The organism is Aquirufa antheringensis (assembly GCF_004307425.1).
Taxonomy (GTDB): Bacteria; Bacteroidota; Bacteroidia; order Cytophagales; family Spirosomataceae; genus Aquirufa; species Aquirufa antheringensis.
The window spans coordinates 1-12,400 of the sequence record NZ_SEWZ01000005.1 but is presented as its reverse complement, the minus strand read 5'-3'; the positions used below and the strand labels follow the sequence as shown (position 1 = coordinate 12,400).

The following is a 12,400-nucleotide window of genomic DNA, read 5'->3' as shown; positions in this document are numbered from 1 at the left end:
TAATTAACTATTAGTACCTGTTGATTTAGGTTTTCTTGCTCTCGGCTTTGCGGCCACGTCTTTAGCAGCTGCTGGCTTTTTAGCTGGTGCCTTTTTAGCGGGCACCTTTACCTCTGCCACCGCTTTTTTCGTAGCAGGAGCTTTCTTCGGAGCATTTTTTTTCTCCTCTGCTAAATCACGCTCATCTTTCGCCACCTTGCGTTTTTTCTCGGTCTCACCTTTAATAAACTCTTGGTAGGAAGTCAATTGTTCGAATGGACGAGGACCTACTAGGGCTTCTAAATCACTTTGGAATAAAACCTCTTTCTGCAATAATTGCTCAGCTAAAATGGTCAATTTATCTTGCTTCGATTTTAACAATTTCTTCGTGCGGTCGTAAGCCTCTTTAATGATTTTACGAACCTCTTCATCAATTTCACGCGCAGTGGTCTCTGAATAAGGCTTGTTAAATTGATACTCCGATCCTTTCGAATCGTAATAAGAGATATTGCCTAATTTTTCGTTCATGCCATAAATGGTCACCATCGAATAGGCTAATTTCGTAATACGCTCTAAGTCATTTTGTGCACCCGTAGAAATCTTGCCAAAGACAATTTCCTCTGCTGCACGCCCGCCTAAAGTCACACACATCTCATCCATCAATTGCTCTGTACGGTACAAAAACTGCTCCTTAGGCAAGTATTGTGCGTAACCTAACGCAGCAACACCACGTGGTACGATGGAAACTTTCACTAGTGGGTTTGCGTGTTCTAAGAACCAACCTGCAATCGCATGACCTGCTTCGTGGAACGCAACTATTTTCTTCTCTTCTGGAGAGATTAACTTGTTTTTCTTCTCTAAACCACCAATCACGCGATCCATCGCCTCTTGGAAGTCATTCATATCCACCGCTGTCTTTGAACGACGAGCCGCAATTAAAGCCGCCTCGTTACACACATTGGCAATCTCAGCACCTGCAAAACCGGGAGTCTGGGCCGCTAATTCTTTAGGGTCTGTATCAGCCGCTAATTTCAACGGCTTCAAGTGTACCTTAAAAATTGCCTCACGACCGATGATATCGGGCTTGTCGATCGAGATTTGACGATCAAAACGACCTGGACGCAATAAGGCTGGATCCAATACATCTGGACGGTTTGTAGCCGCCATAATGATGATTCCTGAATCTGTTGCAAATCCATCCATCTCGACTAAAAGAGAGTTCAAGGTATTTTCGCGCTCATCATTGCCACCGGGCATAGAGCCACGACCACGGGAGCGACCTACCGCATCAATCTCATCAATGAAGATGATGCAAGGCGCTTTTTCCTTTGCTTGCTTAAACAAATCACGCACACGAGCTGCCCCTACACCCACAAACATCTCTACAAAATCAGAACCAGATAGAGAGAAGAATGGAACGCCAGCTTCCCCTGCCACTGCTTTCGCTAGCAAGGTTTTACCCGTACCTGGAGGGCCTACTAATAAGGCTCCCTTCGGAATTTTACCCCCTAAATCAGTGAACTTTTTAGGGAATTTTAAGAACTCAACAATCTCTTGAATCTCTTCTTTTGCTTCATCTAAACCAGCAACGTCATTGAACGTAATCTTCACTTTAGATTCTCCTTCAATTAACGTAGCCCGGGAGCGACCGATGTTGAAAATTTGGCCACCGCCGCCAGCTCCTCCACCCATTCTAAAGAATAAGAAATAGAAACTAAGACCCATTAAAATAAAGAAACCCCAGGTTCCTAACCAGTCCAAAGGACCCGTTCTAGTCTCTGGAGAGGCCATGATTTGCTCATTCCGAGGGAAGGCTTTTTGGCGATCTTCTAAGAATCGCTCAAAGCTTTCCTTCGAATTAATCTCAAATTCAAAGTGAGGCACCTGAGCCGCAGGAACTAATTTCTGCGTCGTATTTTTCTTGAAATACTTTGGGATAAAAGTCGGTTTTAGACTAACCTCGACAATTTTATCGTTCACAATGACCACTTTTTCTACCTCTTTTTGAATCAACATAGATTCAAATTGCTTGATGGTAATGGGTTGCAACGTCGTTTCCTTTGAAAAGAAAAATAGACTGATCACGGCAATGACTAGACCTACGACCATCCAGCTTTGGAATCCTCCTACTGGCTTTTTAGGCATTCTTGGTTGTAAGCCAGAGCGCTTTGCATTTTTAAAATTGTTCCCTTGTTTCGCCATTTTGATTTTTATTGTTGGGCATTAAACACCTTGTTAGGTGCAAAGGTTCTATAAATCTAAAATAATATTAATCTGGGATGACCGTAAATTTAGCGTCTCCCCACAGCTCCTCTAGTTTAAAGAAGGAACGTTTTTCTTTCAAAAATACGTGTACGATGACATCGTAATAATCCATCAAAATCCATTCCCGATTTGCTTTACCTTCAACTGCATGTACATGAATTTTTCCTGATTCCCACACTTCCTTATCCACTGAATCAGCAATTGCATCGATTTGGGTATCTGAAGTACCTGAACAAATCACAAAAAAGTCCGTAAAAGCGTTATCTACTTTACGTAAATCTAGCACCGTAATTTCTTGTGCTTTTTTATCCTGCATGCCTTTTACCACCCAGCTCACTATTTCCTCAGACGCATCGACTTGCTTTGCGGCTTTCTTAAGAGTTTTACTCATAAATGTTTTTTCTGTATTAATTTGTGTAACAAGAAACCAATAACGAATAAAAATCTAAATTTGTTCTTGTAACCCTAAAATTACAAATAATAATTGAACAATTACCACGCCCCTACCCGCTTCGTTGGCAAAAACAGTAAATATCTAGACATTTGTCCATCGACTAATTCTTTGGCTTTCTCAGAGGCCTTACAGGGAGATTTACCGGAGGGATTTGCCTGGATTGCAGGACATCAAACGGCAGGGAGAGGCCAAAGAGGGAACACTTGGAATGCCCAACCTCATCAAAATCTAACTCTTTCCATTTTATTACGTCCACCACACCGCTTATTGGACAAACAATTTTACTTGAGCAAAGCAGTAGCGAATGGAATTTTAGCTGGATTAGAGGCTTGGTCCCGAGCCACACAAGGTGAAAGTTTTAACTTCGAAATCAAATGGCCGAACGACATTTACTTGGATGGAGTCAAAATGGGCGGCATATTAATTGAGAATAATTTTCAAGCCGGTCAATGGAGCTTTTCCATCATTGGAATTGGCCTTAATATCAATCAAAGACAATTTGAAAATATCCGGGGTACTTCCCTTCGCTCCTATCTACAACTAGAACAGGAAATCCCCCTGACTGAAATCTATTCATACATTTCGCAAGGTATTGAAGAATCGTACGACTTATTTACGCGTGAAGCATTTCCTACCCTTGACGAAATCTACCACGAACGTTTGTTTAGACGATCACAATGGGCCCTTTATGAGACATCAAACGGACAATTTGAAGGTAAAATTATTGGCGTAAACGAGCAAGGATTATTAGAAATTGAAAAAGAATTCACGGTAGAGTCCTATGATTTAAAGGAAATTAGTTTTATTTTCACTGCCTAATTGACCTCTAAACACCTTGTATGATCTCCCATTACCAAAGCAATTTGGAGAACTTTCTTCATTGGGCTAAGCAACAACCTAACCGAATCTATTTACGCCAACCAATTGGCGACCAATACATTGACTACAGCTATTCCGCTGCAGCATCTGAGGTAAAACGAATTGCTCAGTTCATTCAAAATAACCTTAAGGATGGCCTAAAAAATGTGGGTATTCTCTCGAAGAATTCTGCTCATTGGATGATGGCAGACCTAGCTATTGCCGCTGCAGGAGGAATTTCAGTACCCTTTTATGCCACCTTAACGAAGGATCAGTTACATCAAGTGTTAGTGCATTCCGAATGCCAAATTTTGATCGTGGGCAAATTAGATCATTGGAACCAAATCAAAGACGGGATACCGGACCATATTTTACTTCTACACACGCCTGAAAGTTCGGAAAAAACGGGAATTCAGTGGTCGGAACTTTTACACCTGACGAAAGAAATTCAAACACTTCCGCAGCCAAAACCGGAGGACATCGCCACCATCGTGTATACCTCAGGCACCACAGGTATGCCTAAGGGTGTTATGATCACCTACGGCGGTATCGAAGCGGGAATCAATATGGCGCGTGGAATTGCCTTATTGGATATGCCGGAGACTCGCTTTATATCCTACCTTCCCCTTTGCCATATTGCCGAACGAAATTTTGTCGAATTTGCGGCAACTGCTGCAGGCGGCACGATCTATTTTGTTGAAAACCTAGAAACCTTTTCAAAAAACCTTGCCGGCGCTCGACCGACCCATTTCTTGGCGGTACCACGAATTTGGGCAAAATTTCAGGAGGGCATTTTACAAAAAATAGGCGGCCAAAAGAAACTAAATCTACTCCTAGGTATACCCTTAATCAACAGGTTGATACAGAAAAAGATTCAAAAAGGTCTCGGATTAGATCAAACGAAATTAGCCGTAAGTGGCGCAGCTCCCATTACGACTGAACTACTGATTTGGTTTCAAAAACTGGGGATATATATTCAGGAAGCCTATGGCATGACTGAAAATATGGGCCTTAACGCTGTCATGCCTCGTGACCAAATAAAACTAGGCTATGTAGGCAGAATTCACCCGGATTGCGAAACTCGCATCGATCCAACTACGCAAGAAATCCAAATGCGTGCCCCCTACAATTCTACTGGTTATTTTAAAGAGCCCGTATTAACGCAAGAATTATTTACGGAGGATGGCTGGCTGAAAACGGGAGACCAAGGCAAATTAGATCCGGAAGGCTTTATTTCTATCATAGGCCGTGTGAAGGATAATTTCAAAACGGCCAAAGGTCATTATGTGGCTCCTGCGCCTATTGAGAACAAGCTAAATACACACGAATTCATCGAACAAGTGTGTGTGGTAGGAGTTAATTTGCCTCAACCGATTGGTTTAGTCGTGTTAAGTGCTCTAGGAAAGTCAAAAGATCAAGGAGAATTGCACAAGGCATTTACCGAATTACGTCAAGAAGTAAATCCACTATTAAAAAATTATGAACATTTGAAAAAAATCGTCGTAGTGAAAGAGGATTGGAATATCGAAAATGAATGCCTTACGCCTACAATGAAGATAAAACGTCCCTCGATAGAGAAAAAATACCAAGCTCATTTCGAGGCTTGGTACGCTCATCCTGAGACAATTGTTTATGAACTAATGGATTAAAATTTTTACCTTGCGAGGTGAACTATTTCCGCCTATACCTCGTACTTTTTGCCTGCTTTTTTATACAAGAAGCAGCTCAGGCACAGTATGTCATCGTAGATAGTGTCATTTTCAAAGGAAATGAAAAAACCAGAGACAATATACTTCGCAGGGAGTTAGACTTAAACTCAGGAGATACGCTTCAAGTAGCAGAAATCGACTCAAGGCTTGAGTTCAACCGCCGTAAATTAACGAATACGAATTTATTCATTTGGGTTAAGGGCGATTATCACCAAAACAAACCACAACACATTATCATTACCTATGAATTCCTAGAACAGTGGTATTTATTAGGCTACCCCGTTTTCCAATTAGCGGACCGAAACTTAAACGACTGGTGGTCCCGAGGGCATTCCATGGAGCGCACGATCTATGGCGCCCATTTGATTCATAACAACTTTATGGGGCGAAATGAAAAACTTAGTCTCAAAGCAGAGACAGGATTTACACAACGTCTCGAATTAGGCTACTCGAACCCCTATATTGACCCTAAAAAAACACTGGGTTTAGGCGCCTCTCTCACCTATATCACGAACAAAAATTTAGCCTTTCGAACGGTTAATGATACGCTCAATACGTTGAGTAGTAATAAAATCTTACGTGAACGTTGGAGCGGGGCTTTGAGCCTTCGAAAAAGACTCAAGTTCTATGATTTTCATTTCGCTGAAATTCGTTACAGCCATTCAGTAGTCGCAGATACGATAAGACAATTAAACCCTAATTATTATTACAAAGGATCCAACGAACAAAACTTTTTACAGTTAACGTACGCCTATTCTTACGATTTCAGAGATTACGCTCCCTACCCATTGAGAGGCAAAAAGATCGATTTTGCCTATAATTTTTATGGAATTTTAGCCCAAGACGCCTTGAATTATTGGGATCTGAGAGCCTCTGTTGCCTATTTTTTCGACTTAGGCTCTAACTTTTTTATCACTTCTCAGTGGAAAGCTAAAGTAACTCAGGAGAATAAAAATATCCCTTATGCAAACATTCTAGCCCTTGGTTATGGAAATGACAATGTAAGAGGCTATGAGTTAAACGTGATTGATGGGACTAATTATCTATTATCAAAAAACACGTTCAAATACCAATTATTCAACAAAATCATACCGCTTCGAATCATCCCCTACAAACAATTTAACCAGGTTCCTCTCTCCATCTATCCTACCGTATTTTTCGATTTTGCCTATGTATACCAAGCAAACCCGGAGTTAACATCAAGTCGCTTCTCGAATCGCTGGATTTACGGTATGGGCCTTGGGTTTGACATCGTCACCTACTATAATTTTGTCTGCAAATTAGGTGTCCCCGTCGTGAATAGTGGTAAATCAGGCTTAGTGGTCAGTATTGGCAGAGAATTTTAGCCAAAAAAAAAGCCGATCAAAGACCGGCTCATTTTAAAAATACCTAACCACTAATAATCTTGTATATCTGGGAAGACTCGAAGTCTTTTACATCATAATTTTTCCAAAAATAACATTTTTTATTATCAATGGCGAAATTCATTTATTTTTGGCAAATAAAAAACCTTTGCTCGATTTTCACTACTATGGAAAACCCGTTAAATAAACTAATCGTTCCTTTATTCGCCTTATTTATTTTTGTCACCTCTTGTAATCAAGAGAAGAAGAACGAGAATAAGGAAAGTGCCCAGCAGGAATCTGTCACTGCTGCCTGGAATGATAGCGGAGAATGGGTACAAAAACTGAGCTTAAGTCCCCAACAAATTATTCGAAATGCTACTTGGGGACAAGCAATGTCTAGTCTGAAAGATACGTTAGCCCTTGCGGAATCACAACCAGAAAAAGGCCAATCCTACACCTTGTATTTCGATGACACTGATTTGAATTTTAGTGATATTACCTACATTCCTAACGATCAGAATGAATTACAAGAAATCGACTTTGATATTTTTGTCGAATCAAGCGCAGATGTACAACCTCTAATTGAACAATGGAAAGGCTATTTAGATGCTAAATTTGGTCCATCTGAAGTAAAGGGAAAGCAAATCCTTTGGACTAAAAACAAAAATACCCGAATCGAATTAGAGAATGTAAGTACTCTGAAGGATCCGGGTATTAAACTTAGCTTTAAAGCCGTTCATTAAATTTTATATATCCATCCTCGCGTATCAGCGATTTCGCCTAAACGAATTTGGCTGATCTCCGTAAATACTTTGGCAGAGAAGTCAGATTCTTTACGAGGAGGTAATTCGTAATCCTTTCCTTCGAAACCAATCGTTTGAATGGGCGCAATTACGGCTGCCGTACCTGCTCCGAAAGCTTCCGTTACCGCTCCCGAACTGATCCCTTCCACTAATTCCTTCACGGATAAAAGTCGCTCTTGTACTTCCACACCCCAATCTTTGGCAATCTGAATCACCGACTTACGTGTTACACCATCTAAGATCGTGTCCCCCGTAGGCGCAGTCACTAAGGCTCCGTTAATAATAAACATCAAGTTCATTGTACCCGCTTCCTCCACATATTGGTGAGTCGCCGCATCCGTCCAAATAATCTGATCGTAACCTGCTTTATTCGCTTCTATGGTAGGATATAAGGAACCACCATAGTTACCTGCATTCTTTGCAAAACCTACCCCACCTTTCGCAGCACGGATATATTCCGTCTCCACACGAACGCGTAAAGGCTTTGAATAATACGATCCCACAGGACAAAGGAAAATGATAAATTTATAAGTTGTCGAAGGAGAAACACCCACGTATTCGTCTGTCGCAAACATAAACGGACGGATATACAAAGAGCAACCCTCTTTTTCTGGCACCCAAGCATTGTCTAATTGTATCAATTGCTTCAAACCTCCCAAGAAAATCTCTTCAGGCACCTCCGGCATACACATACGAAGCGCAGATTTATTGAAACGCTTCATATTCTCCTCAGGACGAAATACTAAAACTTCTCCTTTCTTAGAGCGATAGGCCTTCATTCCTTCAAAAATGGCCTGACCATAGTGGATCGACATCATCGCAGGTTGATAGGATAAGGGTCCATAAGGCTGGATTTGGACGGATTTCCAGGCTCCATCCGCATATTCAGCGACGAGCATGTGATCAGCGAAACTGCGGCCAAAAGCCAAATTGTCAAAATCAACCTCGCTCAAGCGAGATGTAGGCGTTTTTTGAATGGTAATTTGCATAAGTTTTTGTTTCTACTTGCCGGAATTCCAAGGTATCTCAGGGATACCCAACGAATGGTGCAAATAACGGCACATCATAAATAAGTAATCGGATAATCTATTCAAATAAGCGATCGCAGTCGCATAATCTTCTTTTTCTTCTACTTGCACCCAACGAATTAAACTACGTTCAGCACGCCTACAAACAGTACGGGTAATTTGAGCCGCAGCGATGGTGGGATGTCCTCCTGGTAAAATAAAGAAACGCATCGGCGCTATTTTACCATCTATTTCATCAATCATTTCCTCGATTGCTACAATGTCATGCAAGGAAATCAACTTCATGTTGCCTAGGTATTCTTTCGAATCACTCGCGACGTGAGCGCCTAACACGAATAAACTAGACTGGATAGATTGTAATTTTTCAGCCAGCGGAGCTTCTATCTGACAAACCAACGCACCAATATGGCAATTTAATTCATCGATATCCCCAATCGCGTCCATTCGAACATCTGATTTAGACAATCCTTTTCCATCCGCTAAGCGGGTAAATCCTCCATCACCGTTCTTCGTATAAATTGCCATTCTATTGGGGTTATCTACAAAAATAATAGAAATAAAGATTAGGTCGGTATGATTTTCAAAACTAATTTTGCAGACATTTTATTCAACTATGTCGATAGACCATTTTGCATCTCGAGTTTGGCGAATTTTGTCCATGGTGGCATTCGGAATCTCTCTATTATTTATATACCGAGGGCTTCCTGACCCTACGGCGGTGCATTTTGGAGAAACGGGACGTGGCGATGGATTTCTACCTAAAGAGGAGGTTTTCTATTTAGTGGCCGGAATCATTACCTTGTTGAACGTTCTAACCCTATTGTTGATCAAGGCAATCGATAAAATTCCAACTGAAAAATGGGGACTAATCCTACCTGTTTTTGCTGAAAAAGGAAACGCTACCGTTAAAAACACGTTCATTAACTGGCTTCATTTCTTTCCAGCGCTCATTAATACGTATCTCATTTTAGTAATGAGGGCGCTTTTAATGCTGAACGATGAAAGAACCTACCAAACCGATTATAGCTACATTCCTATGCTAGGAATCGTTTTCTTATTAGTATGGTTAATCTATTTACCTGTCCGACTTTTTGCTAGCCCTAAATTCGAAGAGGAACTATGAGTATTCAAATGCCGAATATTCCCATTCAGGCCTTTGATTACCCCTTACCTGAATCGAAAATCGCTCAATTTCCTCTAGCTAATCGCCACGATTCAAAGCTTTTGATTTACGAGGAAGGACAAATCCAACACCATTCCTTTCGAAATCTTGCCGATTATCTACCGGAGAATGCTTTATTAATTTTTAATAATACCAAAGTCATTCCAGCCCGCATTCCTTTATTCAAGGAAAACGGCGTGGCGATTGAACTATTTCTATTACACCCTATTTCGAATTCGGCTCCTACCGAGCAATTGATGGAAAGCAAGGGAGAAATCGTGTGGGAATGCCTAGTGGGGAACAAAAAGCGCTGGAAAGAGCAGGATGTCTTAACAAGAGGGGCATTGTCCTTTTCGTGGGTGAATAGGGAAGAAAATCACATTCGTATTTGTTGGACTACTGATCAGCCCTTTGCCGAAATTTTAGAAGAAATAGGCAAAATCCCGCTTCCTCCTTATATGGAACGGGATACGGAACTAAGTGATAGTGATCGCTACCAGACCTTATTCTCGGATAAATTAGGAGCAGTGGCGGCTCCTACTGCTAGCTTGCATTTCTCTGAGGAGGTTTTAGCCGATTTAGATCGACGTCATATCCCTAAAACTTACCTCACCTTGCACGTGGGTGCTGGCACTTTCTTACCGGTCAAGGATGATGATGTTAGTAAACACCCCATGCATCGGGAGCAGTTGGTTTTTACACCAGAATTAATAAAAACACTTTTGGCTCATCAGGGACCGTTTATTCCAGTTGGAACAACGGCATTGCGCGCCTTAGAAAGCTTGTACTGGAGTGGGGTTTGGCTTCTTGAAAAAAGGCCTCTAGAGAACGGAGTTCTCGTTATCCCTAAAGAATTTGCTTACGAATTGCGTTCGACCATTCGTATAAAGGACTCCTTAGAGGCCATTATTCGTTATTTGGAGGCTAACAATATACATCAATGGGTCGCAGAAACGGAGATTCTGATTATGCCAGGCTACACCTTGCATTTCTGTGATGGCATCGTGACGAATTTCCACCAGCCTAAATCTACGCTATTAGTGTTAATCGCCGCCTTGATTGGGGATGATTGGAGGCGGGTCTACGACACGGCTTTGGCAAACGATTACCGCTTCCTTAGTTATGGCGATTCGTCTCTATTATTTAAAAAGAAGGATATTTAGTACTTTTGCAAAAAAGAATACATTATGACAAATTTCATAGAAGAATTACGTTGGAGAGGGATGTTACACGATATGATTCCAGGTTTAGAGGATCAGCTTGCCAAAGAAATGACGGTAGCCTATATCGGTTTCGACCCTACTGCACCGAGTCTTCACATTGGAAATTTAGCGGCGATTATGCTCTTAAAGCATTTTCAATTGTCAGGTCATAAGCCTATAGCCTTAGTAGGTGGAGCCACCGGAATGATTGGTGATCCTTCAGGGAAATCCGCCGAACGCGATTTTCTTTCAGAAGATACGTTACGCGAAAATCAAGTAGGTATTCAAGCCCAGCTGGAGAAATTCTTGGAATTCCATTCTGGAGCTAATTCTGCTGAGGTGGTTAATAATTACGATTGGTTTAAAGAATTCAGCTTCCTAGGTTTCCTGCGTGAGGCTGGCAAATTCTTAACCGTTAATTATATGATGTCCAAAGATTCGGTAAAGAAGCGCCTTGAAACCGGTATTTCTTTCACAGAGTTCTCTTATCAATTATTACAAGGTTACGATTTTTACCATTTATATAAGCACAAAAATGTACGCCTTCAAATGGGTGGTTCTGATCAGTGGGGTAATATTACCACAGGTACAGAAATCATTCGTCGTAAAGAAGGACATGATGAAGATGCGACGGAGCGTGCTGCTTTCGCATTAACGACTCCTTTAGTAACAAAAGCAGATGGAACTAAGTTTGGCAAGTCCGAATCGGGTAATGTTTGGCTAGATGCTACTAAAACATCTCCATTCGCTTTCTATCAGTTTTGGTTAAATGCCGCTGATGCAGACGTCCCACGCCTGATCCGCGTATTCACTTTATATACGAAGGACCAAATCGAAGAAATGGAGCGTGCCCACGCAGAAGCACCCCACTTGCGTATTTTGCAAAAGGCCGTTGCAGAAGAAGTAACTACGCGAGTTCATGGTGCAGACATATGTGCGCTTGTCATTGAAGCTTCTGCCCTACTCTTCTCTAAAGACGCGGTCGAATTACTAAGCAATGCCTCAGATGCCTTAATTGCACAATTACCAGTCTATGAAGTTTCAGCCACTTTATTAGCTGAATGCCAAAACCTCACCGACCTCATCAGCGTAGGAACAGAAAATCTCATTTGTTCTTCCAAAGGTGAAGCTAGAAAAGCCATCCAAGGAAATGCCATCAGCGTCAATAAAGTAAAAATTACAGACCCTACTTCGCCCCTTCATTTCGACAAAATCAAAGGCTCTTTCCTTTTAATTGGAAATGGAAAGCAGAAAAATTATATTTTATCCTTCAAATAGTCTAGGTTTCATACCCTACACAAAAAAAAATAAAAAAATTAGAGTGCAGGTTTGTAGAATATAAAATAATCCTACATCTTTGCACTCCCAATCGCTAGGAACAAAAGGTTTCTAGATCTAGACTGAGAGTAGATCAGGTGATTAAGTTCACGACAGAGCGGGTTGCTTTGTTTGGTTTATATCGAGGTACAAGAGTTCTTTGACGTGTTGATAGAAATAAAGAAGAGATACTGTGTTTAAATCACAGTGTCGAAATAGTAGCATTCAAGACAAGGATAATGACAATTTTCTTATTAAAATAAGAGCAGTCAAACAT

The 12,400-nt window shown here is 41.2% G+C and carries 11 protein-coding genes; 7 read left to right on the top strand and 4 right to left on the bottom strand.

Translation table 11 applies throughout. From position 1 onward, the window contains the following. Positions 1-3: 3 nt before the first annotated feature. Entirely contained in the window at positions 4-2,181 is a 2,178-nt protein-coding gene (gene ftsH, locus EWU21_RS10745; protein WP_130896970.1) for an ATP-dependent zinc metalloprotease FtsH, read from the bottom strand. Positions 2,182-2,248: 67 nt separating this feature from the next. Next, positions 2,249-2,635 (bottom strand): ribosome silencing factor, encoded by a 387-nt coding sequence (gene rsfS / locus EWU21_RS10740; RefSeq protein WP_130896969.1) that lies wholly within the window; start codon positions 2,633-2,635, stop codon positions 2,249-2,251. A gap of 93 nt (positions 2,636-2,728) precedes the next feature. Between rsfS and EWU21_RS10735 the strand changes: the two genes are divergently transcribed. The 4 genes from EWU21_RS10735 (at position 2,729) to EWU21_RS10720 (ending at position 7,354) form a co-directional block, all read left to right on the top strand. Next, positions 2,729-3,517, top strand: a complete 789-nt coding sequence (locus EWU21_RS10735) for a biotin--[acetyl-CoA-carboxylase] ligase (protein ID WP_130896968.1) — start codon at positions 2,729-2,731, stop codon at positions 3,515-3,517. A 20-nt stretch (positions 3,518-3,537) separates the two neighbouring features. After that, the gene (locus tag EWU21_RS10730; RefSeq protein WP_130896967.1) at positions 3,538-5,205 is read left to right on the top strand and encodes an AMP-binding protein; all 1,668 of its coding nucleotides are present in this window, start codon (positions 3,538-3,540) and stop codon (positions 5,203-5,205) included. Positions 5,206-5,222: 17 nt separating this feature from the next. After that, positions 5,223-6,611, top strand: a complete 1,389-nt coding sequence (locus tag EWU21_RS10725) for a BamA/TamA family outer membrane protein (RefSeq protein WP_130896966.1) — start codon at positions 5,223-5,225, stop codon at positions 6,609-6,611. Positions 6,612-6,796: 185 nt separating this feature from the next. Next, positions 6,797-7,354: a hypothetical protein gene (locus EWU21_RS10720; RefSeq protein ID WP_130896965.1), complete on the top strand. Its 558-nt coding sequence runs from the start codon at positions 6,797-6,799 to the stop codon at positions 7,352-7,354. On the opposite strand, the gene EWU21_RS10715 is transcribed toward EWU21_RS10720, so the two are convergent. Both EWU21_RS10715 and EWU21_RS10710 read right to left on the bottom strand, forming a co-directional pair. Further along, positions 7,351-8,403, bottom strand: a complete 1,053-nt coding sequence (locus EWU21_RS10715; protein ID WP_130896964.1) for a branched-chain amino acid aminotransferase — start codon at positions 8,401-8,403, stop codon at positions 7,351-7,353. The genes EWU21_RS10720 and EWU21_RS10715 overlap by 4 nt on opposite strands. Positions 8,404-8,415: 12 nt before the next feature. After that, on the bottom strand, positions 8,416-8,967 hold the full coding sequence (locus EWU21_RS10710; RefSeq protein ID WP_130896963.1) for a cob(I)yrinic acid a,c-diamide adenosyltransferase: 552 nt from the start codon (positions 8,965-8,967) through the stop codon (positions 8,416-8,418). Positions 8,968-9,100: 133 nt separating this feature from the next. Between EWU21_RS10710 and EWU21_RS10705 the strand changes: the two genes are divergently transcribed. From EWU21_RS10705 to tyrS, 3 genes are read left to right on the top strand one after another with little or no spacing between them, the layout of a single operon-like run. After that, positions 9,101-9,565 carry a hypothetical protein gene (locus EWU21_RS10705; protein WP_130896962.1) on the top strand — a complete coding sequence of 155 codons (465 nt, stop codon included), beginning with the start codon at positions 9,101-9,103 and terminating at the stop codon, positions 9,563-9,565. Beyond that, complete coding sequence (locus EWU21_RS10700; RefSeq protein WP_236633219.1) at positions 9,562-10,767, top strand: S-adenosylmethionine:tRNA ribosyltransferase-isomerase; 1,206 nt, start codon at positions 9,562-9,564, stop codon at positions 10,765-10,767. Before EWU21_RS10705 ends, EWU21_RS10700 begins: the two co-directional genes overlap by 4 nt. A gap of 24 nt (positions 10,768-10,791) precedes the next feature. Continuing rightward, on the top strand, positions 10,792-12,084 hold the full coding sequence (gene tyrS / locus EWU21_RS10695; protein ID WP_130896961.1) for a tyrosine--tRNA ligase: 1,293 nt from the start codon (positions 10,792-10,794) through the stop codon (positions 12,082-12,084). Positions 12,085-12,400 lie beyond the last annotated feature (316 nt).

What these genes read in the sequence shown, in the direction of transcription:
- ftsH (WP_130896970.1), bottom strand. Translation starts at nt 2,181, where the DNA reads ATGGCGAAACAAGGGAACAATTTTAAAAATGCAAAGCGCTCTGGCTTA.
- rsfS (WP_130896969.1), bottom strand. Translation starts at nt 2,635, where the DNA reads ATGAGTAAAACTCTTAAGAAAGCCGCAAAGCAAGTCGATGCGTCTGAG.
- EWU21_RS10730 (WP_130896967.1), top strand. Translation starts at nt 3,538, where the DNA reads ATGATCTCCCATTACCAAAGCAATTTGGAGAACTTTCTTCATTGGGCT.
- EWU21_RS10720 (WP_130896965.1), top strand. Translation starts at nt 6,797, where the DNA reads ATGGAAAACCCGTTAAATAAACTAATCGTTCCTTTATTCGCCTTATTT.
- EWU21_RS10715 (WP_130896964.1), bottom strand. Translation starts at nt 8,403, where the DNA reads ATGCAAATTACCATTCAAAAAACGCCTACATCTCGCTTGAGCGAGGTT.
- EWU21_RS10710 (WP_130896963.1), bottom strand. Translation starts at nt 8,967, where the DNA reads ATGGCAATTTATACGAAGAACGGTGATGGAGGATTTACCCGCTTAGCG.
- EWU21_RS10705 (WP_130896962.1), top strand. Translation starts at nt 9,101, where the DNA reads ATGGTGGCATTCGGAATCTCTCTATTATTTATATACCGAGGGCTTCCT.
- EWU21_RS10700 (WP_236633219.1), top strand. Translation starts at nt 9,562, where the DNA reads ATGAGTATTCAAATGCCGAATATTCCCATTCAGGCCTTTGATTACCCC.
- tyrS (WP_130896961.1), top strand. Translation starts at nt 10,792, where the DNA reads ATGACAAATTTCATAGAAGAATTACGTTGGAGAGGGATGTTACACGAT.